General features: G+C 55.5%; 21 protein-coding genes. 18 read left to right on the forward strand and 3 right to left on the reverse strand.

Features of this window, described 5'->3' with window-relative positions; translation table 11 throughout:
• The first annotated feature begins 10 nt into the window (after positions 1-10).
• Positions 11-1,246, forward strand: a complete 1,236-nt coding sequence (locus AB3226_RS00775; RefSeq protein WP_367371592.1) for an aromatic ring-hydroxylating dioxygenase subunit alpha — start codon at positions 11-13, stop codon at positions 1,244-1,246.
• 90 nt (positions 1,247-1,336) lie between these two features.
• Here the strand turns inward: AB3226_RS00775 and AB3226_RS00780 are convergent, their stop codons facing one another.
• Positions 1,337-2,299, reverse strand: a complete 963-nt coding sequence (locus AB3226_RS00780) for a LysR family transcriptional regulator (RefSeq protein WP_367371593.1) — start codon at positions 2,297-2,299, stop codon at positions 1,337-1,339.
• A gap of 450 nt (positions 2,300-2,749) precedes the next feature.
• Between AB3226_RS00780 and AB3226_RS00785 the strand changes: the two genes are divergently transcribed.
• The 11 genes from AB3226_RS00785 (at position 2,750) to AB3226_RS00835 (ending at position 14,970) form a co-directional block, all read left to right on the forward strand.
• Entirely contained in the window at positions 2,750-3,787 is a 1,038-nt protein-coding gene (locus tag AB3226_RS00785; protein ID WP_367371594.1) for a glycine betaine/L-proline ABC transporter ATP-binding protein, read from the forward strand.
• A 48-nt stretch (positions 3,788-3,835) separates the two neighbouring features.
• Positions 3,836-4,801 carry a glycine betaine/L-proline ABC transporter permease ProW gene (gene proW / locus AB3226_RS00790; protein ID WP_056741621.1) on the forward strand — a complete coding sequence of 322 codons (966 nt, stop codon included), beginning with the start codon at positions 3,836-3,838 and terminating at the stop codon, positions 4,799-4,801.
• Positions 4,802-4,869: 68 nt separating this feature from the next.
• Positions 4,870-5,913: a glycine betaine/L-proline ABC transporter substrate-binding protein ProX gene (gene proX, locus AB3226_RS00795; RefSeq protein WP_367371595.1), complete on the forward strand. Its 1,044-nt coding sequence runs from the start codon at positions 4,870-4,872 to the stop codon at positions 5,911-5,913.
• 86 nt (positions 5,914-5,999) lie between these two features.
• On the forward strand, positions 6,000-7,349 hold the full coding sequence (locus tag AB3226_RS00800; RefSeq protein WP_367371596.1) for an MmgE/PrpD family protein: 1,350 nt from the start codon (positions 6,000-6,002) through the stop codon (positions 7,347-7,349).
• Between the two features lie 48 nt (positions 7,350-7,397).
• Entirely contained in the window at positions 7,398-8,432 is a 1,035-nt protein-coding gene (locus AB3226_RS00805) for a GlxA family transcriptional regulator (RefSeq protein WP_367371597.1), read from the forward strand.
• 97 nt (positions 8,433-8,529) lie between these two features.
• Positions 8,530-9,681, forward strand: coding sequence for an MFS transporter (locus tag AB3226_RS00810; protein WP_367371598.1), 1,152 nt, complete (start codon positions 8,530-8,532; stop codon positions 9,679-9,681).
• 95 nt (positions 9,682-9,776) lie between these two features.
• Entirely contained in the window at positions 9,777-10,670 is an 894-nt protein-coding gene (locus AB3226_RS00815; RefSeq protein WP_367371599.1) for a dihydrodipicolinate synthase family protein, read from the forward strand.
• Positions 10,671-10,684: 14 nt separating this feature from the next.
• Complete coding sequence (locus tag AB3226_RS00820; RefSeq protein WP_367371600.1) at positions 10,685-12,010, forward strand: NAD(P)/FAD-dependent oxidoreductase; 1,326 nt, start codon at positions 10,685-10,687, stop codon at positions 12,008-12,010.
• 70 nt (positions 12,011-12,080) lie between these two features.
• Positions 12,081-12,770 carry a dimethylsulfonioproprionate lyase family protein gene (locus AB3226_RS00825; protein WP_367371601.1) on the forward strand — a complete coding sequence of 230 codons (690 nt, stop codon included), beginning with the start codon at positions 12,081-12,083 and terminating at the stop codon, positions 12,768-12,770.
• Entirely contained in the window at positions 12,767-13,870 is a 1,104-nt protein-coding gene (locus AB3226_RS00830) for an alcohol dehydrogenase family protein (RefSeq protein ID WP_367371602.1), read from the forward strand. Before AB3226_RS00825 ends, AB3226_RS00830 begins: the two co-directional genes overlap by 4 nt.
• Positions 13,867-14,970 (forward strand): mandelate racemase/muconate lactonizing enzyme family protein, encoded by a 1,104-nt coding sequence (locus AB3226_RS00835; RefSeq protein ID WP_367371603.1) that lies wholly within the window; start codon positions 13,867-13,869, stop codon positions 14,968-14,970. The genes AB3226_RS00830 and AB3226_RS00835 overlap by 4 nt, the downstream gene beginning before the upstream one ends.
• 150 nt (positions 14,971-15,120) lie before the next feature.
• Here the strand turns inward: AB3226_RS00835 and AB3226_RS00840 are convergent, their stop codons facing one another.
• A complete protein-coding gene (locus AB3226_RS00840) occupies positions 15,121-15,870 on the reverse strand; it encodes an SDR family oxidoreductase (RefSeq protein ID WP_367371604.1) in 750 nt (249 codons plus the stop codon).
• Positions 15,871-15,973: 103 nt separating this feature from the next.
• Positions 15,974-16,972: an NAD(P)-dependent alcohol dehydrogenase gene (locus AB3226_RS00845; protein ID WP_367371605.1), complete on the reverse strand. Its 999-nt coding sequence runs from the start codon at positions 16,970-16,972 to the stop codon at positions 15,974-15,976.
• Between the two features lie 28 nt (positions 16,973-17,000).
• Here AB3226_RS00845 and AB3226_RS00850 point away from each other — a divergent pair, with 28 nt between their 5' ends.
• The 6 genes from AB3226_RS00850 (at position 17,001) to mexE (ending at position 23,836) form a co-directional block, all read left to right on the forward strand.
• Complete coding sequence (locus AB3226_RS00850; protein WP_367371606.1) at positions 17,001-18,035, forward strand: cupin domain-containing protein; 1,035 nt, start codon at positions 17,001-17,003, stop codon at positions 18,033-18,035.
• A gap of 129 nt (positions 18,036-18,164) precedes the next feature.
• Positions 18,165-18,941, forward strand: coding sequence for an SDR family NAD(P)-dependent oxidoreductase (locus tag AB3226_RS00855; RefSeq protein ID WP_367371607.1), 777 nt, complete (start codon positions 18,165-18,167; stop codon positions 18,939-18,941).
• Between the two features lie 3 nt (positions 18,942-18,944).
• Positions 18,945-19,646, forward strand: coding sequence for a FadR/GntR family transcriptional regulator (locus tag AB3226_RS00860; protein WP_367371608.1), 702 nt, complete (start codon positions 18,945-18,947; stop codon positions 19,644-19,646).
• 207 nt (positions 19,647-19,853) lie between these two features.
• Positions 19,854-20,630 (forward strand): SDR family NAD(P)-dependent oxidoreductase, encoded by a 777-nt coding sequence (locus AB3226_RS00865; RefSeq protein ID WP_367371609.1) that lies wholly within the window; start codon positions 19,854-19,856, stop codon positions 20,628-20,630.
• A 45-nt stretch (positions 20,631-20,675) separates the two neighbouring features.
• Complete coding sequence (locus AB3226_RS00870) at positions 20,676-22,148, forward strand: amino acid permease (RefSeq protein WP_367371610.1); 1,473 nt, start codon at positions 20,676-20,678, stop codon at positions 22,146-22,148.
• Positions 22,149-22,582: 434 nt separating this feature from the next.
• Entirely contained in the window at positions 22,583-23,836 is a 1,254-nt protein-coding gene (mexE, locus tag AB3226_RS00875; RefSeq protein ID WP_367371611.1) for a multidrug efflux RND transporter periplasmic adaptor subunit MexE, read from the forward strand.

Raw genomic sequence — 23,836 nt, forward strand, 5'->3', positions numbered from 1 at the left:
TGTGTTGACCGTGAGCACTAAATCGGCAGTTTCAAATCTAATCGCGCAGCGTAAGCCTGACCACGCGCTGCCAGGTGCCCTTTACAGCGATCCAGACGTTTACAGACAGGACCTGGAACAGATCTGGCACAAAAGCTGGATTTTCGCAGGGCACACATTTGAGCTGGAGAAGTCGGGTCAGTACCTGTCGCTGCAAATCGGCGATTACCCTGTCGCTATCGTGCGCGGCGCAGACAAGCAGATTCGGGCCTTCCACAACGCCTGCCGACATCGCGGTTCCAAGGTGTGCCCGGAAGCCAGCGGCAAGGTCGCCAAGCTGGTGTGCCCTTACCACAAATGGACATTCGAACTGGATGGCCGCCTGCTGTTCGCCGGGAACATGGCGGAGGATTTCGACAAGTCTCAGCATGGGTTGAAACCCGTGCATTGTGAGGTCGTTGAAACCTACATCTATGTGTGCGTCGCTGATGTCGCTCCAGACTTTTCGTCGTTCAGAAAATCTCTGACGCCTTTCGTTGCGCCTCATAACCTGGACGACTGCAAAGTCGCGTTTGAGTCGAACATCATCGAGAAAGGCAACTGGAAACTGGTTTTCGAGAACAACCGCGAGTGTTACCACTGCGATTTTACTCACCCGGAATTGATGCACTCATTCGTGGACAACCCATCAGTGGGCGGCGCCGGCGGCGATGAAGATCTCGAACTCAAAGAGCACTGGGATCGCTGCGAAGCTGCAGGTTTGCCTAGCCGATTGGTCATGGATGATGAAGGTCGTTTCCGAATGACGCGCATCCCCCTGTTTTCCGGGGCCGTCAGCTACACCATGGATGGCAAGCCTGCGGTCGCTGGCCGGTTGGACACAACCGGTGAAGCCAACATCGGTGCCCTGCTTTATTTCAACTACCCATCCACCTGGAACCACTTTCTGGGCGATCACGCGCTGAGCTTCCGCGTCCTGCCCCTTGGTCCGGGCGAGACAATGGTCACTACAAAATGGCTCGTCAAGAAGGACGCGCAGGAAGGTGTCGACTACGACATCGATCGCTTGACCAAGGTTTGGCTTGCAACCAATGACCAGGATCGCACCTTGGTTGAAGGCGCACAGGTCGGCGTCAGCTCTCCTGCTTATGAGCCAGGCCCATTGTCGGTGGCCAGCGAAATTGGCGTGTGCCAGTTTGATGATTGGTACTGCAAAACGATGCTTGAGCAGCTCAATGACACGATCCCGTTAAGGTCTGTCGGCTAAGTGCAACACTGCCGGTGGTGAGAACCACGAATGATCACCACCGGTACATCCACGCCATCCGAGTCACGGCCCCGCCAGTGCTCCTGTCTTCTAAACAGCTCCGGAAAACTGGGCGAGAATCCAGTCGCGTAGCCGACAACACGCGTCATCATTGATCCGGTCTTCACGAAATGTCAGATAGTGCTGACTTTCATGGAGAACCACTTCTTCTTCGATCGGACGAATCAGCGTGCCGTTTTCGATCAGGTTTTCGACCAGGTGATTCCATCCCAGCGCTACGCCTTGGTGGGTTAACACCATGCTAATCACCAGGTTGTAGTCATTCGCGTTGAAAACGTGAGGGCTGTCGTGGGGGCGTTTCTCGATATCAACATCGTGATAAGCCAGCCAAACGCCCCAGTCAACGTGCTCCGCTACCTGGGATCTGCCATAGGGGCTGAGGTTTAGCAAAACCCCGTCGCGTATGCCTTCCAAGCTGGACAGTTCAGGGTGCTCGTCTTTGTAACGAGGCGTGCACACCGGGTAGATGACGTCATGAAACAACGGATAGCTACGATAACCATCCTGCACCTTGGCCATCTTGGTGATGAAGATGTCCGGAGTTACACCCGGCTCCATCGACAAGAAGTTTTGAGTGGTTACCAGATTGAGGTCGATGTCTGCGTTCTTGGTAAAAAAACCCGGCAGCTTCGCTGCGAGCCAGAGGGCTGAAAACGCGGGAGAACAGCAAAGTGTCAACGTGCGCTTGCCTGCATTGTTGGTGCGAATGCGCTCTGCCGCCTGGGAAATGTTGACGAAAGAAATCTGTGCAGCATCAAAAAAGATGGATCCAGCTTCCGTCAACTCGACTGCTCGTCCCACCCTCTTGAAGAGATCCACCCCAAGGTACGCCTCAAGTTCCCGAATCTGACGGCTAATTGCCGCTTGAGTAACACACAGCGCTTCAGCCGCACGCGTAAAGCTCTGATATTTGGCGGCGGCTACGAATGACTTTACTGCTTTCAGAGACGGCATTTTCAGCAGCGTCATGTCTGGATCGATGTGCTTAACCATAACCTAGAGTATTGAATATCCGGTTCGGGGCCCTTTGGAGGGCCGTTAGGGACGAGATCGGCAAGAGGGTTTCCACCTAGAGCCTAGGCTGGAGCGTAGCTGAAACAGAGGGTCTAAGACAGGGCCAGCGGCAGGCGCCTTCGCAACCAGCACTGTCGCAGTCGTAAATTGATACGACTAATTAATTGATAACATGACGTTATTGATTGGCCGGAAGAAATGTTGTTAGACGCTGACTCTATAAGGTAATAACTTGGGTCTCAAGGAACTGATTAATTCAGCGCCGAAAAAAACAAGAATAATAAACATCACATAATAAAGAGGATGGTCACAATGACTAACTCCCAACCTTTCTCCCAGCTTGACTGCCCCCATAAGCACCGTCTTAACTGATTAAGATACGCATATCTAAACTCTTGATCTTACGTCGTATTTGCAGCAGGAGGGGTTATGAGTCTTGGTGACGAGATACTCTCGGTAAACAACATTTACAAAGTCTTTGGTACTCAGCCAAAGCTCGCGATGGAGATGTTGGCTCGCGGTGCTGATAAAAGTGAAATTTTCAGCAAAACCGGTCAAGTCGTTGGCGTTTTTGACGCCAGTTTCTCCGTAAAACGTGGAGAGATTTTCGTCATCATGGGTCTTTCCGGTTCTGGAAAGTCGACGATGGTGCGGTTGTTCAATCGACTGATCGAGCCAACCTCCGGAACAATCCATCTTAACGGACAAGAAATCACTGGTCTTTCGGACGCCGATCTTCTTAGCGTTCGTCGCAAAGACATGAGTATGGTGTTTCAGTCGTTTGCGCTGATGCCACACATGAGTGTTATCGACAACGTTGCTTTCGGTCTGGAAATCTCGGGTGTCGAGGAAAGTGAACGGCATAAACGTGCACTCGAGGCACTTAAACAGGTGGGGCTCGATGGCCACGCCTACAGCTATCCGCACCAACTGTCCGGCGGTATGCAGCAGCGGGTAGGCCTGGCCCGAGCGCTGGCCAACGACCCCGCCATCCTGCTGATGGACGAAGCCTTCTCGGCACTTGACCCGTTGATTCGCCACGAAATGCAGGGCGAACTGATCCGCCTGCAGGCAGAACAGCATCGCACCATCATCTTCATCTCCCATGACATTGACGAGGCTATTCGCATCGGCCATCGCATTGCGATCATGGAGGGTGGCCGGGTAGTACAGATCGGTACCCCGCAAGAGCTGCTTTGCAACCCCGCGAACGATTACGTCAGAGCTTTCTTCAAAGGTTTCGATGCCTCGAAGATCCTCAAGGCTGGTGACGTTGCGAAAATTTGCGCAGAGCATCCGTACGCCATGGATCAATCCACTCCTACGCTGCGCGACGATGTACTGCTTCAGGACGTCTTTCACATCGTTGCGGATGCAGTTAATCCGGTTGCCGTGCTGGATCGCCAGGGTGTGTTCAAAGGCACGATATCCAAGAGCCTACTGCTCCAGACAATGAGCCGTCACTAACAGGCTCTACTCGCTGGCTTGCCAGGCTCGGACATTCAGGTGATTAGCATGAACGAATTCAGTTTTTTAGACCCGTTTCAATCCATCAACGTCCCTTTGGGGCAATGGGTAGAAGTTGCCCTGAATTATATGGTCCATAATTTCCGCGAGATATTTCGCTCGATAAGATGGCCTATCGACCAGGTACTTAATGGTATTCAGTACGGATTGCTGGCTATTCCTCCGTCAATATTCATTATCATCGCGACGCTCTTTGGCTGGCAGGTGGGAGGGAGAAAAATAGGTATCCTTTGCTTCGTTACTCTCACTCTATTAGGCGTGATAGGCGTGTGGAATGACGCCATGATTACCCTCGCCCTGGTGCTCACTTCACTGTTTTTCTGCGCAGTTATTGGCATACCGCTGGGTGTCCTGTGTGCCCGTAGTGACCGACTGGAGATGCTTCTGCGTCCGGTACTCGACGCCATGCAAACACTGCCTGCATTTGTTTATCTGGTACCCGTCGTGATGCTGTTCGGTATCGGGAACGTACCGGGTGTACTGGTCACGATCATCTTTTCGGTAGCCCCACTCGTCAGGCTCACTAATTTGGGAATTCGCCAAGTGCCGGAAGATAAGGTTGAGGCCGCCCGGGCTTTCGGATGTACCCCACGCCAGATGCTGAGGCGAGTTCAACTTCCTTTAGCTGCACCGACAATCATGGCGGGTCTGAATCAGGCATTAATGTTGTCGCTTTCCATGGTGGTGATCGCGTCAATGATTTCGGTTGGCGGGTTGGGGATGATGGTACTTCGCGGGATTGGCCGCCTTGATATGGGCTTGGCAACCGTCGGTGGTTTGGGCCTGGTATTGCTGGCGATTTTCCTCGACCGGTTGACTCAGGCAATGGGCGAACGCAGTAACAGGGCAACCAAAGGTGAGCATTGGTATCAGACCGGCCCGGCGGGTGTCATTTATCGCCTCAAGAGAAAAAACACAGTTACAAAAATAGAAGTTAGTCCCAAAGAAAGTTAACTCCGCTAAGCGGCGCGTCGTGAACCAAAAGAAATGCCAACTTAGTAATCCAGCCAAGGTAAACGATAATGAACTTCACAACATTCGGAATAAAACAGAAATTCATTCATTCTGTCGCGCTTTTAGTACTAGCGGTTTCACCTGTGTTCGCATCAGCCGCCACGGCGCAGGAGCCCGGAAAAGGGGTATCAATCACCCCGATTTTCCCGTCAATCGCAGAAGAGCGATTTCGCGGAGAGATCGCAATGGCGGGTCTCAAGGAATTGGGCTACGACGTTGAGACGCCTAAGGAAACCGAGTACTCCACCATGATGGTTGCGCTTGCCAATGGTGACGCGGATTTCTCAGTGCATTTGTGGGAGGAATTGCACAAATCTTTCTACGAGAAGGCCGGCGGCGATGAGACGATGGTGAAAACCGGCGCTATCATGCCGGGCGTGTTGCAGGGCTACATGATTGACAAAAAAACGGCCGATGAACACCACATCACCAATATCGATGATTTGAAAAAGCCAGAAATTGCCAAGCTGTTCGATAGTAATGGCGACGGTAAAGCCGACCTGACAGGTTGCAATCCCGGTTGGGGCTGTGAGCTGATCATTGCCCACCATATGAAAGCCTATGGCCTGGAAAAAACCGTCACAAATAACCAGGGCTCCTACTTTGCCTTGATGGCTGACACCATCGCTCGTTATAAACAAGGCAAGCCGATTCTCTATTACACCTGGGTACCTCAGTGGATCTCCGGTGTTCTGGTCGAAGGTAAAGATGTTGTGTGGTTGACCGTGCCGCGTACGGATCTTCCAGGTGGCAAAAACGATACCAACACGACTTTCAATGGTAAAAACCTTGGCTTCGCGGTAGACAGTGTCAGGGCGGTTATCAATAAAGAGTTCGCCGAGAAAAATCCGGCTGCGGTGAAGTTCCTGTCTGAAATGCAGATCACTACCGACGATGAAAGCGCGCAAAATCTCAAGATGCACAATGGTGAAAAAAGTGCAGCTGACATTACTCGTCACGCCAAAGAATGGATTACGGCCCATCGCGCGAAATACGACAGCTGGCTGGCAGACGCACGAGCCGCGGCTAATACAGCCACCGCAAAAAAATAGTCCCTTCATTTAAATCTGCATAAAAGGTTGCCCTGCCCCGGGCAACTTTTTATCCGTTTCGGCGTTCATCATTCAGGAATCATGAAATGCAGTTGTATTCATTCGTCCAGAATTTCAGTTACAAGGACGCGCCCCTGCATACACGCGAGCTGGTTAAAACTTGCCTGCTCGACATCATTGGTGTGGCCGCCGGAGCCCGCAACAATCAAACCAGCGTCATGCTCAAAACTTACGCTGACGCCCACTACTCTGCCAATAAGCTGTCCAGCCGCCTTTGGTTCGACGGCAGAGCCGTACATCCATTGGGCGCCGCGTATGCAGGCGGTTTCAGCGTAGATAGTCTGGATGCACATGAAGGTCACTTCACATCCAAAGGGCATGCGGGTGCAACCGTTGTCCCGGCCATTGTTGCATTGGTAGACGCGTATCGCAGTCAAGGCAAAGACATCAGCGGCGAGGAGTTCCTCAGCGCACTGTGCATTGGTTATGAGACGGCCTTGCGTGCGGGCCAGGCATTAATGGCCACTGCCCCGGAATATCATGCCTCAGGTGCATTTTCCGGAATCGGGGTCGTTTGCGCCGGAGCCCGCCTGCTGAAACTGGACGAAACGACGTTTCGTCACGCGCTGGGTATCGCGGAATACTTTGGCCCGAGGTGCCCGATGATGCGCCTGGTGAGCTTTCCGACGATGTTGCGCGATGCCCATGGCGCCGGGGCGTATGCCGGACTGAATGCACTACTGATGGCACAGATAGGTGTCACTGGCGCTCCAGCCGCCACCGTTGAACCTTTGGAGATTTCCACTTTCTGGCAGGACATCGGAACCCGTTGGGAGATCGACGAGCAATATTTCAAACCTTGGCCCGTCTGTCGCTGGGCACAACCGGCACTCACGGCCATGACCGATTTGATGCGAGCACATCCAGTCATCACTGCGGAGTTGATCGAGACCATTGATGTCGAAACATTCCACGAGTCTGTGTGTTTGCAGGGGCATTTTCCGAAGAATGCGGACGAGGCCCAGTATGCGCTAGCGTTCCCACTCGCTGCTTTGATCGTTCGCGCAAAGCTGGGCCCTGACGAAGTCACCGGGGATTCCATTCATTCGCCAGACATTTTAAGCATTAGCGAGAAAATAACCCTTCATGAGGCGCCTGACCTGTCCGCCAGATTCCCGGAGGAAATTCTCTCTCGCGTGACCATTACCCTGAAAGACGGCACACGCCTTGCGAGTCCGACTGCTACAGCCAAGGGCGACCCCGGCAATCCCATGTCGAGTGACGAACTCACCGCTAAATACCATTTACTGGCTGATGACAGCTTGGGCATTACGCTCAGCAATGCCATCAAGAACAATATTGAAGCACTGCCTCTCTGTGACGATTGCCAATCATTCTTTGATTTGCTGCTGTCCGCTCCAAAAAGCGCTGTCTAGTTTCCGCAACGGTTTTTTAGCTAGTCGTTCAGGTGTCAAAGAGGATTTATGCCATTCGTATTCGAGAGCGTGCTTAAAGACAAGAATATGGGGTACTCCTATACGGCCGAGAAACCATTGAAGCCGCAGGCGGTGACTCGTGTAGCTTTCGTGCTTTTAAACAATTTCTCGATGATGTCATTCACCGGCGCTATCGATGCGCTAGTGACCGCCAACCTGATTAGCGAGACACCGGCATTCGAAGTGTTAACCGTTGGTATCAAAAGTCGTCTGGTCATGAGTGATCTGGGAATTGCAATTTCAGCAGACCTGGAGTTATCCCAATTGCCAGATCGTATAGATGTCCTCATCGTTGCGGGCGGTTTACGAGTAAAGCTGATCAGCGAACCACAATTACGGCGCAAGCTACGCAACGCCGCTTCTCTTGGCGCAACCATGGGCGGGTTGTGGAACGGCGCATTTTTCCTGGCGGAAGCTCAGTTAATGGACGGTGTCGAGTGTGCCTTTCATCCAGATGGGCGAGCGATGATGGAGGATGTTTTCCCCAAAGTCCTGGTCTCTTGTCGAACTCACGTCATCGATAGAAATCGCATAACGTGCGCCGGCGCTAGCAGCTCGTTACGAATGATGCTGGAACTCATCACTGCTAAACAAGGCGTGTCACTGACCCATGCTGTCGAGGAAATACTCAGCTGCGATCAAACCCCTGAAGTCTCTGGGATATCGACGGTCATCGTTGACGCTGACCCCACCTTGCCACAAACCCTGAAGCTCGCTTTAGAACTGATGCAAAAGAACATCGAAGAGCCGCTATCCATCGACGAACTGGCCGAATGTGTGAACATTTCCCGACGACAATTGGAGCGCCGCTTCTGCCGTTTCGTCGGCGCCACTCCCACACGTTACTACTTGGAACTGCGCTTGACTCGAGCGCGTCAGCTTATTCTGCAGAGCAATCGGCCGATCACCGATATCGCGATCGCGACTGGCTTTTGTAGCTTCGCCAATTTTCATATGCGCTTTCGTGACTTCTTCGGCGTAGCGCCGAGTAGTTATAGAGCGACGTATGAGCGCAGGCGTTAGTTTTCCGAAACGCAAACACGTAAAAAACCAAAGAAATCCGCAAAATCCAAGCCGAGTAAATGATGATTAACATCATCGATAAGGATTACCGAGAATTATGAATGCTCCATCGTCAGTGTTGATACCGACGGCTAACTACAGCGAGCGGATGTCTACACGCATTGCCTTCCTTATCGCGGGCTTACTCATGTCCGCTTGGGCGCCTCTGGTTCCATTGGTAAAGGCACGCGTCGGTTTGGACGATGGTGGCTTGGGGTTGCTGCTTCTCGGCCTTGGCGGTGGATCTATTGTAGCCATGCCCTTTGCTGGATATCTCACTGCGCACTATGGGTGCCGACCGGTCATCATCTGGGCAACTATTGCACTGTGTGCCGTTCTTCCGCTTTTGAGCACCGTGGTGTGGCTACCTGGCCTGGTGATAGCTGTCATTATCTTCGGCGCCAGCATGGGCATGCTTGATTGCGCCATGAACATACAGTCCGTCATCGTCGAGAAAAACAGCGGGCAGGCACTTCAGTCTGGCTTCCATGGCCTTTACAGCGTCGGAGGTATATTAGGCGCCGGGGCGATGACCGCTTTACTGACCTTCGGCCTGGATCCACTGATGGCTGTGCTCTGCATCGTTGCCACAGTTTTGGGATCACTTTACAAGGCTGCACCTGCTTTGCTGACTTATGGCACTGAACGGGGTGGGCCATTGTTCGCGGTGCCCAAGGGTATCGTGCTGTTTTTAGGGACGCTCTGTTTCATCGTATTCCTCACTGAAGGTGCAATGCTTGACTGGAGCGCGGTCTTCCTTGTCTCGAACCGAGGGTTAGAGCCGAGCATCGCCGGTTTGGGCTACGCATCCTTCGCCGCTGCGATGACGGTGGGCCGCCTGACGGGGGACGCCATCGTCAGCAAACTAGGCGGCGTGCGCGTAGTAGCGCTAGGCGGGCTCTGTGCAGCCGCAGGTATGTTCGTTTCACTTGGAATCGATGGCTGGCCCGCGTCCCTGGTCGGCTATGCCCTGGTCGGGGCTGGCTGCTCGAACATTGTCCCAGTGATCTTTACCGCTGTAGGCCGGCAACAACGTATGCCACAGGCGGTTGCCATCCCCGCTGTCATCTCAATGGGCTATGCAGGCATTCTGATAGGTCCCGTATTTATTGGGGCCGTTGCCCATCTAAGCACCTTGTCATTCGCACTGGGCTGCCTGATTGTTCTGCTGGTTTTTGTCAGTGCAACAGCTCGATTACTTCGCAATTAACCGAATCTTTTCAGGCGCGATATCTCTCCACTTCGTCCTGGAGAGACCCAATAAGAATTGCTTCAGCGTTATTCCCCCACGGAGAGGTTCAGAAGATGAATGATTTTGCTTTTCCAGGCGTCAACCTTGCTGTGACTACCCCGTTCGACACCGACGGGAAGATCGACTTCGCACGCTTTGAAACCCTCCTTGAGCGCTACATCAGTGCGGGAGTAAATGGGTTCGTCCTGAGTTCAGGCACCGGCATGCATGTCTATCTTTCCAAGGAGGAATCCAAGGAGTTGGTGGCCTTTGGATCGAAGGTAATACGCGGCCGCACCAAGATCATCGTCCAGACCTCGGCGCTGCTGGTAGACGACGTCGTAGAGCGGACGTTACACGCCGCTGACTGTGGCGCTGATGGGGTCATGTTATTGCCGCCTTTTTTTGAAGGCCCTACCGACGACGAGGGTGTGATCCAATTTTACTCAGCCGTAGCAAAGGCCGGCTTGCCGATCATTGGCTACAACGTACCTCAAGCGGTCGGCGTCGAAGTCACTCCGGATCTTCACCGCAAACTGTGCCAGATCCCTGGTTTTTCAGGCGTCAAGGACAGCAGCGGCGATCTCGGCAAACAAGCCTCACTGATCCGCACCGGGTTGCCTGTGATGAATGGCGCTGACCCTTTGGTTCCCTATGCTCTCTTTGCTGGCTGTGCAGGGCTCATCTGGGGCGGTGCGAACATGGCCCCCAGGACCTGCGTCGCGCTGGTAAAAGCCGCCACTCAACATCGTTGGGATGAGGCTCGGGAAATCTGGATGCTGCTTGAACCCGTGATGTCGCTGATTTGGGAGGGCGACTACGTTCAATCCGTTTATGCGGGCGCCGACATCACCGGATACGGCGCCGGCCAACCCCGGCGCCCCCTCACTCCCCTGTCTGCCGAGCGGACCAGAGTGTTACGCGACGCGCTAGGGCAACTGGTAGAACTCGAAGCCGCTGCGTCCTGAGCAAGGGGAACACCATGTTCGTCGCTTCAAAATTACCGAAACTGACCACAACCTCCGGTTGGGTTGAGCTGCTGGACCGGCGAACGCCGACGCTTCCCCTTCAAAAGGCAATTACAGTCGATATTGCAATCATTGGCGCAGGCTTTGCGGGCCTTTCCGCCGCCCGCCGAATTTCGCAAATCGACTCCACGATCACTGTCGCCCTGCTTGAGGCCACGATCATTGGGGAAGGTGCCGCAGGACGCAACTCTGGCTTCATCATCGACCTGCCACACGAAGTGTCTTCAGATGACTACGGCGGAAATTCCCTGGTTCGTTCCAAACAGGATATTTTCCTGTATCGAAGCGCGATCGATCTCGCTGCCGGTGTTGCTGAAGATCAGCAATGGGGACCAGAGATCTTCAATCCATGCGGGCGATACAGCGTGGCCATGGGATCGCGCGGCGAAGAACATATCAAGGCCTATGCGAAGCAACTGACAGCTTTAGGCGAGCGTCATCAAATACTCAGTGCTACGGACATTTCGCAGATCACAGGTACACCTGCCTATACGGCTGGCCTGTTCATGCCTGGCACGGTCATTGTGCAACCGGCTGCATACATCCGAGGCGTCGCGGATAGCCTGCGTGCACCGATACAGGTATTTGAGCAGACGCCGGCTTTATCCTTTGAAGTTAAAAACGGCAGCTGGCTGATCAAGACACCTAATGGCTCCGTGACAGCTCAAAAAATAATCTTGGCCAACAATGGATACGCGCGTGATTTTGGCTTCTTTCAGAAGACGCTCATGCCTATCTTCACCTATGCATCCATGACGGAGGCGTTTGATCCCGACCTGCTTTCTGGACAAAGACAGTGGGCCGCCACTCCTGCCCTGCCCATGGGCACGACCGTGCGGCGAATCGCTGGCAACGACGGTGATCGAATACTGATTCGTTCACGCTACACCTTTAGCACCAAGGTGCAGGTCAGCGAAAGCGCGGTGAACAGCGCTGGCAAGGCTCACGATAAAAAGTTCGCCAATCGTTTTCCGATGCTACCAAAGGTTCGTATGCAGTACCGGTGGGGTGGGGAAATGGCGGTGACATTGAACGGAGTACCCGCGTTTGGAGAAGTTGCGCCTGGTGTGATCAGCGCTTGCGGCTGCAACGGTCTCGGGGCTTCAAAATCCACCGCTGCCGGGATCGCCGCAGCAGATTTCGCGATGGAAAAAAGCACTCCGATTCTCGACATCTTCAACAACTACGCGCCGCCCAAGAAGTTGCCAGCAGAACCTTTCCTCAGTATCGGGGCGAGCGCCAATCTTTATATGAAAGAGCTGCTCGCTGGCCGTGAATAAGGTGCCCTCGCCTTTGTAAATCAAAGGCGTTCCCAGCGATCCACTTTGTCTATTCGAGAGGTAAAGGGCTATGCAATTCAACCGCACTGTGTCGGAGCAAGAACTCCTGATGCATGGAGTGATTATGCGGGAGGCACTCCTGCGAATCCTTGCCCGTCATTCCCCACTTTGTGGGATCGACGGCGTGGATACTGAAGCCTGTGTTCGCTCCTTGGCTGATGCCCACTTGAACATCGGCCTGCCTCCCTTCAAGGGCAATCCCCTGCCCTCGTTCTTGCATTCCACGGTCTCACAGGCGTTGTCGGACGCGCCCAGAATTCAGCGCGACTTCAAGACTCTGCTATCAGCGCTTGAGCCCCTATTACGCAATAGTCGTTGGATAAAGCGATTCGCTGCTGAAGGGGATGATGCCGATCTCGAAGAAAAACATCGACATGCATTGATTCTCGGAGAAGGTGCACTGTTCGAATGCTCAACGATGACAGTGGGACTGGCGGTGATGGCGCCCAACCTTTGCTACCCGTTCCATACGCATCCCCCCGCAGAATTCTACGTCGTTTTATCAGAAGGCGATTGGTACCGGGAAGATGTCGGATGGTGGAGTCCGGGGCCTGGCGGTGTGGTGTTCACCCCGTCATCAGCTGTCCATTCAATGAGGTCTACCCACAAGCCACTGCTAGCACTATGGGGACTGATAGAGGAATCGTCACCCAACAAGCGACGCAACGGTTTTCAACCATTTTATGAGGCGTACACATGACACCTTCACTACCGACTACGATGCATGCAGTGTTACTGAATGGACTGGGCGGAATAGAGCAACTTGAGTACCGCACGGATGTAACCGTACCCCAACCCGCCCCTGGTGAAGTGCTCATTCAAGTACGAGCCTCTGCTGTCAATAACACCGATATCAACACCAGGATTGGTTGGTATTCCAAATCAATCAGTACCGATACCGGCGCCGGTGGTGCAAGCGGGTTTGAAAACGTGAACGGTGAAGATGCCTCATGGTCAGGCGCTTCGGTGAAGTTCCCACGCATCCAGGGCGCCGATTGTTGTGGTTACATCGTTGCAGTGGGTCAAGACGTTTCCCCCACCAGAATCGGTGAGCGTGTAATCGTCAGTAATTTGCTACGCACCTACGTCGATTACAGGCCTTATGAATGTTGGACATTCGGCAGCGAATGTGACGGCGGATTTGCGCAATTTGCCGTTGCGCCCTCTAAAGAAACATTCAAGGTTGAATGCAACTGGACAGATGCAGAACTCGCGTCGATTCCTTGTGCGTATTCAACTGCAGAAAACATGCTTCACCGGGTAAGGCTTGGCGCCGAAGTGGTGCTCATTACCGGCGCTTCCGGGGGAGTAGGATCCGCGGCCGTCCAGCTCGCCAAACGCAGAGGCGCAACGGTTATCGCACAGTGTTCACCTGCGAAAGCATCCGAGGTGAAGGCACTAGGAGCAGATCACATCATAGATCGCAAAGCCGATCTGGTTTCGCTGTTAGGAGAAAACTCCGTTGACGTGGTGGTCGACGTTGTAGGGGGTGATGACTGGCCGGATCTTTTGCGTGTTTTACGGTTAGGCGGGCGTTATGCAATCGCTGGTGCGATTGCCGGCCCGATTGCAGAGATTGATCTTCGTACCCTTTACCTCAAAGACCTCACTCTTTTCGGTTGCACATTCCAGGAGGACGAGGTCTTTAACAATCTTATTTCATATATAGAGGCGGGAGAAATACGGCCCGTCGTGGCTAAAACCTACTCTCTAAACGACATTCATCAGGCGCAAGAAGATTTTTTGAGCAAAGCCCATATGGGCAAGCTTGTTCTGATCATCCCGGAGGTTAACCAATGAAAATTGCCAGCGTCCATATCTACACATACGAACTACCTGTTCTTAACGGCCCTTACACCATGGCCAACCAGGTTGTAAATTCATTGACCACTACGCTGGTCAAGCTTGTAGCAGATAACGGACTGTTTGGGTGGGGAGAAACATGCCCTGTTGGCCCAATCTTCTCCGAGTCACATTCAGGAGGCGCGGTTGCGGCTCTAGTTGAAATGGGTAAAGGACTCGTAGGCACTGAGGTGCTACCCGTACCTCTGCACCGACGCATGGACGGATTGCTCAAAGGTCACAACTACGCCAAAGCAGCAGTCGATATTGCCATGCATGACCTCCTGGGGAAGCATTTAGATCTAAGTGTTTCAGATCTTTTAGGCGGTGCACTGGCAGATCGTGTTCCCTCGTATTCTGTTGTCGGGATCAGCGATGCAGATGAATCTGCACGCCTTGCTGTCGAGAAACGCGACCAAGGTTATCCCCGTCTTCAGCTGAAGTTAGGGGGCAGACCGATCGAAGAAGATATCGCTGCCGTCAATAAGGTGTGGGAAGCCGTAGGCAGCTCGCGTATCAAACTCGCCGCAGACGCTAATCGGGGTTTGAATACTCGCGATGCTCTGCGACTCTGCCGCGAATGCGCACACGTCCCTTTCATCCTTGAACAACCATGCAACACTATCGAAGACTTCCAAAAAATCCGCTCGCAGATTAGCCATGCGATATACATGGATGAGAGTTGCACCAGCCTGAATACTGCGATTACGGTAGCGGGAACCGGATTAGTCGACGGATTTGGAATGAAGGTCACCGCACTGGGTGGCTTGCATCCGATGCGAGCATTCCGGGACATCTGTGCCGCGCGTAATCTGCCCCACACGTGTGATGATGCATGGGGCGGAGACCTCATTGCGGCCGCCTGTACCCACATTGGCGCGACCGTAGCCCCTGAACTGCTTGAAGGCGTCTGGATTGCCGCTCCAATGATTGATGGTCACTACGACCAAAAAAACGGGGTGCGCGTTGAGGGAGGTTATATCAAACGCCCCCAAGGTGTCGGCTTGGGCATCGTCCCCGAAGAGGGCATTTTCGGCGAACCGGTGGCGTCGTTCTAAATCAGCAGACTGGTGGCGACTTTTCAAATGCGGTTTCGCGATGCCAACAAAATCTGACTTTTCTACACGATGGCATCGCTGACCGCAGGCGCAACGGGCGATAGCCATCTGCGCCCGGCGGCTGCCGATTCAATCTTATTCAGCACAACCCTATACCTGTCCCAGCCCGCCATCGACCGGAAGATCAATGCCTGTCACGAACGAGCTGTCATCGCTTGCCAGAAACAGCGCAACAGTTGCCGCCTCTTCCACGCGTCCGACCCGGCCCATTGGCATGCCCGCTAGCAGAGCCGGCAGTGCTTCCTGAATAACCTCAACCGGAACGCCCAATTTTCCGAAGATCGGAGTCTCGATCAGGCCGGGGCTGAGCGAATTGACGCGGATGTTCCGGTCCTTGAGGTCCGTCGTCCAGCTACGGGCAAAAGAGCGCGTCGCCGCCTTGGTCGCGGCATAGACCGAATGCAGCGGGGAGCCTTTTTTGTGCGCCACCGATGCGTTGAGGATTACCGACGCCCCCTCGCTGAGCAGCGGCAGAGCCTTTTGCACGGTGAAGAACAGACCGCGAACATTGGCATTGAACTGCCTGTCGAAGTCCTCCGGCGTCACCGCCTCGAACGACGAGAGACTGTTGACGCCCGCGTTGGCGAACAACACGTCGATCCTGCCGAAGCGCGTGCCGACTTCAGCATAGAGGGCGTCCAGTGCGTCCAGATCGGAAACATCCGCGACGATGGCCACGGCGCTTTCGCCTATTTCGGTGGCGGCTTTATCGAGGGCGGATTTGGTGCGGCCGACGATGACGACTTTTGCGCCTTCCTCGGCGAACAGCTTCGCTGAGGCGAGGCCGATGCCACTGCCGCCCCCGGTGATTAAAGCGACTTTTCCAAGTAGTTTTCCCATTTCATGTACTCCTTGCATCGATAGGGTGCGATAAAGCGCGTCGCACCGGCGCGGTTAAAATCGCCTTCCAAGTCGACATGCACGGCCTTGGAACGCTGATCTCTCAAGCTTCGTTGGTGATGACAACCTTGCCGAACACATTGCGCTTGCCGAAATGCTCGAACGCGGCCTTGCCGTCGTCGAACGCGAAGCGGCTGTCGATCACCGGACGGATGCCATGCTGTGCGACGGCCGCGATTACATCTTCCAGGTCCTGGCGATTACCGGTTGCAATCGTCTGGAAACGCGCAAAAGTGAGAAACATGTCGAGGTAACCGGGCATCTCGCCCTCCGCCAGCACGCCAACCATCGACACTTGGCCGCTGAGCGCGACCGCCTTCAGCGATTGGGCGAAGGTGCCGGGGCCGCCAACCTCGACCACACGATCAACGCCGCGCCCGCCGGAAAGCGCCTTCGCCTGCTCGCCCCAATTGGGGTTCTCGATATAGTTGATGACATGATCGGCGCCCAAGGCGCGTAGCCGCTCCGCCTTCTCGGCCGACGAAGTCGTGGCAATCACCTCGGCGCCGCGCGCCTTGGCGAACTGGAGCGCGAACAGCGACACGCCACCGGTTCCCTGCGTCAGTACGCGATGCTGCGGCCCGACGCTTGCGATCGCGTTCCAGGCGGTGACCGCGGCGCAGGGCAGCGTCGCGGCGTCTTCGAAGCTGATCGAATCGGGAATGGCGACCAACTCGTTCTGATCAACCGTGCGATATTCGGCCATCCAGCCATCGATCTGGGTGCCATATTGCGGGCCGAACTCCCGGAACGGCCCCGTATGCCAGCCCTGCATAAAGTTGTTCGTCACCCGGTCGCCAACCGCAAAGCGGGTGACCCCCGAGCCGACCGCCTCGACAATCCCGGCAGAATCGGACAACTGCACCCGCCCTTCTTCGAGGGAAAACGGCGACCAGCCGTTGATGATCGTGAGGTCGCGAAAATTGAGCGAGGTTGCCTTGATATTAACCAGGACTTCGCCCGGACCCGGTTCAGGCGTGGGCTCTTCGCACAACTCCAGGCCGTCGATTGAGCCGATTTTCTGCAAACGATAGATCTTCATTGCGTAGCCTCTAAATTGTGGGACGAGTATGGCGGCGCTTGACTGGATCATCCATTGCCTGGAGTATGCAATTTATAACCCATCGTCCGAGATCACCATGCATCCCTTTGACGTCGTCCTAAACGCCATGCAGCTCGAAAGTTCGCTATTCGTTTGGATGCGCGCCCATGCGCCGTGGGCGATTTCGTTCGACAGCGGCGGCCAGGCGCGGCTTATCGTTGTCGCCAGGGGGCGGGGCTGGTTCACCCAGGTCGGCCTCCCGCCGGTCGTCGTACAGGAAGGCGACTGCCTGATCATCAAGCAGGGGGTCATGGGCATATTGGGTGATGCGCCGGACCGTATTGCAGTCCCCTGCTGGCAGATCGCCGACCATGTGACCGGCGAGACAGTTTCCTTCGGTGGGGACGGCGAAGCGTTTGAGTTCTTCTCGACCTTGTTCACGTTCGACCACACCGCAGGCGAACCCCTGTCAGCACTGCTGCCCGATGTCGTTCATATCGCGATGCCGGAGTCCGACGCGGGACGGATGGTCTCGATCCTCGAACAGATCGGTGCAGAGGAAGCACAGGCATCGCTTGGCGGCTCCTATGTCGTCGGCCGGCTGCTCGATGTGCTGTTCATTCAGGCGATCCGAACCTGGGCCAGTTCCGAAGGCAATATGCCCGAGGGTTGGCTTGCCGGGCTGACCCATCGCCAACTGGCGCAAACGCTGCACCGCATCCATGCAGACCTGGCGCACCCGTGGACGCTGGAGCAACTCGCCCGTGACGCCGGGATGTCGCGCTCCACCTTCGCGGCGCTGTTCAAGTCGGTCGTCGGAGTGCCGCCGCTGACCTATGTCGCGACGTGGCGTATTTATCGTGCCAAGCTCATCCTCGCTGCCGGCCACTCGATCGCAGCTGCAGCGGAGCAGACGGGATACGGCAGCGACATCGCACTCAGCCGCGCGTTTAAAGCCGCAACCGGTGTGTCACCTGGACAATGGCGAAGCGAGCGGAGGACTTCCGGCAGGAACGATCCGCGGCCTGATAGATCGGCGGCGCTGGGCTTAACTCGGGTTTAAAGTTTTCCTGCCGATATGTCGGCACGCAGCACGGGGCCAAAGAAGACGCCCGAGGTAACCCAAGCTTGTATTGATCGTCTATCTGCCCGCGCGTACCATGGCTCGCTCCATCCTCCAAGGCGGTGATGTATGCCCTCCCCTCAAGGTCGACTCGCCGGTCGCGTAGCAATTATCTCTGGCGGCGCCAACGGCGCAGGGGCAGCCTCTGCCCGATTGTTTGCGCGCGAATCTGCCAAGGTGTCTATTGTCGATCGCGATGTAGAAGCCGGTCGCAAGCTGGAACAGGAACTCAACGCGCAAGGGTTTAGTGCGTTCTTCGTTTGCGCCGATGTGTCCAAAGCCGATGAAGCCGAGTTCGCCGTAAAAGCCACGATCGAGAAGTTCGGCTGCATCGACATTCTGTTCAATCATGCCGGCATCATCATCGTGAAACCTTTCCTTGAATTCAGTATCGAGGAGTGGGACGAGATGATGGAGAACAACGCCAAGAGTGCATTCCTAATGACCCGACTTGTGCTGCCAGGAATGCTGAAACGTGGTTACGGCGTTCTTATCAGCACCAGTTCCTCTGCCGTGCGGGCTGCCACTCACCTTGAATCCCTGTACTGCGCCTCGAAGTCCGCCATGCACCAATTGGCCCGGGCGATTGCGGTCGAATACCGCGACAAGGGCATTCGTAGCAACACCATTTGCCCAAGCTTTGTTCGCACGCGCCATGGCGAGCATGAAATTGCCCAATTGCGCGCTTATGGCATTTTTGCTTCCGAACAGGATGTGAACATCATGCAGGGCAGAATCTGCGAACCTGAAGAAGTTGCCAATGTCGCCTTGTTCCTGGCCAGTGAAGAATCCAGCTTCATCAACGGCGCTGAAATTTTCGTGGACAACACGTTTACGGCGGTTTGACAGATGCTTTGGGGTCTTCAACCAGTCGAACAGCAATCAGCCTACGGATTGACCGTCGAAGCACTGCGCCGCCATGTTCATCTCGGGCTGCTGCTCCCGGGTGAGCAGTTGCCACCCGAACGGGCTCTCGCCATTCAATTGGGCGTGTCCCGGGTGACGCTACGCGAAGCACTGCGGGTCATGGAAACCGAAGACTACTTTGTGGTGCGCCGAGGCGCGCGCGGGGGTGTCTTCCTTAACGAGATCGACGTGCTGCGAGAGTTGTCCTCTCGACGCATCAGTCGAGATCCATCCATGGTGATGCGGGTTCTGGAGTTTCGAGAAGCCAATGAGCCCCCGGCCGCTCGCCATGCTGCCGCTCGCCGCACCCCCACCGATATTGCAGCACTTGAATCGGCCTTCAACTCGATAAAGTGCGCAGACACCTCCGCCACCCTGCGCCGTGCCGAGTCGATGTTTTATCTGGCGCTTGGCGCCGCATCGCACAATCCGCTTCTGTACAAGTCAATCGAAGACGCCCTGGTTGCGCTTTTCGTACTTCCTGACCTGACGCAGGATCGCAGCGAACGTAACTTGAACATCGAAGCGGCCCGGCTGTTGCTCGAATCCATCCGCAATCGGCAAGGCGATGAAGCCGAACGCGCAGCACGCGAACTCATCACAACGGATCGAGTCCGTCTCCGTGACATTGTCGGTTTTGCCTGAGCGGCAACGACGCACTCTCAGCGTTTCCCCATAATTTACTTTTATATTCAGTCTCTTGCACTGCCGCACTAGATAGGCGCAGCAGCGTTGGATACCTAATCGCGACATGGCGACTGACGGCGTTTGACAGCCTTTTTTCGTCATGGTCTATTGGTATTTATTACATACCTTTAGACCAGCACTTATAACAACAGAGGCACGCGCCAGATGGCAAATAAACCCAGATTGGACAATCAAAACGTACTTATCACCGGGGGCGCAGGGGGCATTGGTCGAGCAGCCGCCATGCTGTTCGCAAAACAGGGGGCGAACCTTGCCATCATCGACCGGGATCCGGTTGCTGGCTGTGAAGTGGTCGAAACGATCAACGCACTGGACGGCCGGGCAACGTTTTTCCAGGCAGATGTGAGTGATGCGCCGAAACTCATTGCGGCCATCGAGGCGGCTACCGCGGAGTTGGGCTGGATCGACGCCCTCTTCAATCATGCGGGCACCATCGTCGTTAAAGCACTTCATGAAACCACGCTCGAAGAATATGACAGCTTGATGGCGATCAATACCCGATCCGCCTTTGTTACCTGCAAAACGGTGCTGCCAGGGATGCTGAAAAGAGGCAAAGGCAGCATCGTGATTACGTCGTCGATCGGCGGGGAAAAGGGCTTCGCTCTGGAGAGTGCGTACTGCATGACCAAGGGCGCCGTGCTGCAATTGGCCCGCTCGATCTCTGCGGAATACCGCGAACATGGCATTCGCTGCAATGCCATCTGCCCAGGGTTTGTGCGCACCGCCCATGGTTTGCGTGAACTCGACCAACTCGATGCCCAAGGCCAAACCTGGGAAGAAGCCGGCTTGTCAGCCACCCAGGTCCGAATCTGCGAAGCCGAAGAAGCGGCCGCCGCGGCACTGTTTTTATTGTCCGATGAAGCCAGCTTCATCAATGGCGCCGCTCTCTATGTCGACAACGGTTGGGCCTCGAAAGGCTGAATCAGCTTCGCCTTGGGCATTATAAAAATATAAGAGGTGTTCAAAATGTCAAAACACACTGAACCCAAATCAGGGAGGGACGCAAGCGAAGACGCTCGCCTTCTGGCCCTGGGTTATCGTCCCGAGTTCAATCGCGTACTCGGGCTGTTTGCCGACTTTTCGCTGGGCTATTCCTATATGAGCCCCATGGCAGGGATGTTTGCACTCTTTGCTACCGCATTGGTCGCAGTGGGCCCGCCCTTCTTCTGGACCATGCTTGTCGTTTTGCTGGGCCAGCTGTTCGTTTGCCTGGTTTTCGCCGAGGCCGCCTCCGCTTATCCAATCGCCGGCGGCATCTACCAATGGGCCCGACGCTTGGGCGGACAACGCTGGGGGTTCCTGACGGCCTGGATCTACCTGTTCGCACTGATTGGCACAGGCGCTGGCATCTCGGCCGGCGGCGCACCCTTTCTGTCGGTACTTCTGGGTGTGCAGCCATCACCGGAATTCAACGCAATAGCCGGTATTTCCATTGCGCTAATCGCCATTCTGGCTAACTTCGCAGGCACCAAAATACTCGCTCGCACCACTGAAATCGGGGTGTGGGCAGGTTTGATCGGGCTGGCCATTTGCGGCGGATACATGCTGGTCTTTGGTCCCGTGCAACCAGTGTCGGTGCTGTGGGACAGCTTCGGCCGTGGTGAAGGCAGCTACACCTCTGCACTGTTCTTCGCGAGCCTGATCGGCGTCTGGATTTTCTATGGATTCGAAGCCTGCGGGGACTTGGCCGAAGAAGTCAGCGGCGCCTCGAAAGCAGTACCTCGTGCAATGTTGATGACCATCATCTGCGGCGGTGGTTCTGCGCTGTTGATGACCTTGGGCCTGCTGTTCGCACTGCCGGACATGCAAGGCGCAGTGGACGGAACCTTGGCCGACCCGGCAGGTGCTGCGGTTCTGCAAGTCATGGGCCCGGTCGGAATGAAAATAACGCTGGTCTGCCTGCTGGCCGTAGTCATCAGTGCGGTCACCTCGGTGATTGCGTCTACCAGCCGACTGCTTTTCTCCCTGGGTCGGGACAAGATGATTGTCGGGGCCAGCCTGCTAGGCACGCTTAAAGGTCCTCGTCGCCTGCCTATCAGTGCCCTCTGGGTCACTGCCACATTGACCATCCTGATATTGTCGATTGGTTTCGTGTCCAGTAACGCAGCCACTCAAATCATCAGCTTCGCAACAACCGGCGTCTATGTGTCCTTCCAGATGGTAGTGATCGCATCGTTGCTGGCCAGTCTTCGCGGGTGGCGTGCCGATGGGGATTTCAAGCTGGGATCTGCGGGCCTTGTGGTTAAAGTGATTGCGCTGGTTTTCGGCATTGCCTCCATCATCAACCTGATGTGGCCACGCACGCCGGAAGCTGGATGGCTGAGCAACTACCTGATCCTGGTTTCGATTGTCGTCATCGTTGCGTTGGGGCTGATTCAGATGCTGATGCTCAACATGCCCAAAGAGCCCCTGCAGGGGCAGTCCAGCCCGAGTATTTGAGGCTATAAAGCAGGTATTGCGTTGATTAACAAAGCTGGGGCTCGGGCAACCGACCCCGGCTTTTTTTTAGCCGGCTCAGATGTTTTTCGGGGATCCGGATAGCCTGGTTTGATCCTGATTTTTGTTTTGGGGCTGACGGCCTCTTCGCGGGCTAGCCTCGCTCCTACGGGGATTTGTGCACGCCGCCGGTCCAATGTGAGAGCGAGCCTGCTCGCGATGGCCACGACGCGGTTGGTGCCACCTCCTTTACACTCCCTGCAACACTGATTTGTCATCATTTCATTTGATAGCCCATTAATGGAAGGTGCATGCTAGAGGGCTGCCTTTGGGCTTATATCATTCTGAATGATAGTTACCTTCGCCCCATTCGATTCGTGCCATACACCCCCCGCCAAGCATCATCCGCCCATCTCAATACATTGGCGGATGAATCCATGGAACATTCACTCAAACATTTGCGCTTCCCCTTGGCCTTGTTGGCCGTGCTGGTGATGAGCGCTTGCGGCAAGACTCCGGACGCTGCCGCCACCATGCCTGCGGCCAAAGTCAGCGTGGCCAAGGTGCTGGAACAACCGGTCAACGAGTGGGACGAATTCACCGGGCGCCTTGAAGCGCCGGAAACGGTAGAGATTCGTCCACGGGTTTCCGGCCAGATCGATGACGTGGCCTTCACTGAAGGCGCATTGGTCAAGAAAGGCGATCTGTTGTTCCAGATCGACCCGCGCCCCTTCCAGGCTGAGGTCCGCCGCCTCGAAGCCCTGGTTGCCCAGGCTCGCGCCACCGCCACCCGCAGCGAAAACGAATCCCAGCGCGGCGAACGCCTGCGCACCAGCAACGCGATTTCCGCTGAACTCGCCGACTCGCGCACCAGCGCGGCTCAAGAAGCCCGCGCCGCCGTCGGCGCCCTCCAGGCCCAACTGGACCTGGCAAAACTGAACCTGAGTTTCACCCGCGTCACTGTGCCTATCAGCGGCCGTGTCAGCCGTGCGGAAATCACCGCCGGCAACCTCGTTACCGCCGATACCACCGCGCTCACCAGCGTGGTGTCCACCGACAAGGTCTACGCCTACTTCGACGCCGACGAGCGTGTCTTCCTTAAATACACCCAGCTCGCCCGCCAGGGCCAACGCGGCGCAACCACGCCGGTGTACCTCGGCCTGTCCAATGAAGACGGCAACCCGCACCAGGGCCAGATGAACTTTGTCGATAACCAGGTCAACCCGAAGACCGGCACCATCCGCGGTCGTGCGGTGTTCGACAACAGCGACGGCACCTACACCCCGGGGCTTTATGCACGCCTGAAACTGGTGGGCAGCGGCACTTACTCCGCGGTGTTGATCAACGACGAAGCGGTCGGTACCGACCTGGGTAAAAAGTTCGTGCTGGTGATGGATGCCGACAACAAAACGGCTTACCGCCCTGTCGAGCTGGGTCCGAAGATCGAAGGTCTGCGCATCGTGCGCAGCGGCCTGAACAAGGACGACACCATCATCGTCAAGGGCTTGCAGCGGGTTCGCCCTGGCTCACCGGTCACCCCTGAAGTGATCCCGATGGCTAGCCAGGAAACCCTCGCGGCCCTCGCACAACAACGACAAGCGCTGGAAGCCAGCAACCTGCCCCAAGTCGCACCTGCCAAGGTCGCGCCGGGTACGGTTGTGAAAGTGGCTGCTGCGACTCCACGCGGTTAA

Origin of the sequence: Pseudomonas lini, from assembly GCF_964063345.1 — a bacterium.
Taxonomy (GTDB): Bacteria; Pseudomonadota; Gammaproteobacteria; order Pseudomonadales; family Pseudomonadaceae; genus Aquipseudomonas; species Aquipseudomonas lini_B.

Bases quoted from the DNA above. Each gene is read 5' to 3' on its own strand.
- AB3226_RS00780 (WP_367371593.1), bottom strand. From the start codon at position 2,299: ATGGTTAAGCACATCGATCCAGACATGACGCTGCTGAAAATGCCGTCT.
- AB3226_RS00785 (WP_367371594.1), top strand. From the start codon at position 2,750: ATGAGTCTTGGTGACGAGATACTCTCGGTAAACAACATTTACAAAGTC.
- proW (WP_056741621.1), top strand. From the start codon at position 3,836: ATGAACGAATTCAGTTTTTTAGACCCGTTTCAATCCATCAACGTCCCT.
- proX (WP_367371595.1), top strand. From the start codon at position 4,870: ATGAACTTCACAACATTCGGAATAAAACAGAAATTCATTCATTCTGTC.
- AB3226_RS00800 (WP_367371596.1), top strand. From the start codon at position 6,000: ATGCAGTTGTATTCATTCGTCCAGAATTTCAGTTACAAGGACGCGCCC.
- AB3226_RS00805 (WP_367371597.1), top strand. From the start codon at position 7,398: ATGCCATTCGTATTCGAGAGCGTGCTTAAAGACAAGAATATGGGGTAC.
- AB3226_RS00810 (WP_367371598.1), top strand. From the start codon at position 8,530: ATGAATGCTCCATCGTCAGTGTTGATACCGACGGCTAACTACAGCGAG.
- AB3226_RS00815 (WP_367371599.1), top strand. From the start codon at position 9,777: ATGAATGATTTTGCTTTTCCAGGCGTCAACCTTGCTGTGACTACCCCG.
- AB3226_RS00820 (WP_367371600.1), top strand. From the start codon at position 10,685: ATGTTCGTCGCTTCAAAATTACCGAAACTGACCACAACCTCCGGTTGG.
- AB3226_RS00825 (WP_367371601.1), top strand. From the start codon at position 12,081: ATGCAATTCAACCGCACTGTGTCGGAGCAAGAACTCCTGATGCATGGA.
- AB3226_RS00830 (WP_367371602.1), top strand. From the start codon at position 12,767: ATGACACCTTCACTACCGACTACGATGCATGCAGTGTTACTGAATGGA.
- AB3226_RS00835 (WP_367371603.1), top strand. From the start codon at position 13,867: ATGAAAATTGCCAGCGTCCATATCTACACATACGAACTACCTGTTCTT.
- AB3226_RS00840 (WP_367371604.1), bottom strand. From the start codon at position 15,870: ATGGGAAAACTACTTGGAAAAGTCGCTTTAATCACCGGGGGCGGCAGT.
- AB3226_RS00845 (WP_367371605.1), bottom strand. From the start codon at position 16,972: ATGAAGATCTATCGTTTGCAGAAAATCGGCTCAATCGACGGCCTGGAG.
- AB3226_RS00850 (WP_367371606.1), top strand. From the start codon at position 17,001: ATGGCGGCGCTTGACTGGATCATCCATTGCCTGGAGTATGCAATTTAT.
- AB3226_RS00855 (WP_367371607.1), top strand. From the start codon at position 18,165: ATGCCCTCCCCTCAAGGTCGACTCGCCGGTCGCGTAGCAATTATCTCT.
- AB3226_RS00860 (WP_367371608.1), top strand. From the start codon at position 18,945: ATGCTTTGGGGTCTTCAACCAGTCGAACAGCAATCAGCCTACGGATTG.
- AB3226_RS00865 (WP_367371609.1), top strand. From the start codon at position 19,854: ATGGCAAATAAACCCAGATTGGACAATCAAAACGTACTTATCACCGGG.
- AB3226_RS00870 (WP_367371610.1), top strand. From the start codon at position 20,676: ATGTCAAAACACACTGAACCCAAATCAGGGAGGGACGCAAGCGAAGAC.
- mexE (WP_367371611.1), top strand. From the start codon at position 22,583: ATGGAACATTCACTCAAACATTTGCGCTTCCCCTTGGCCTTGTTGGCC.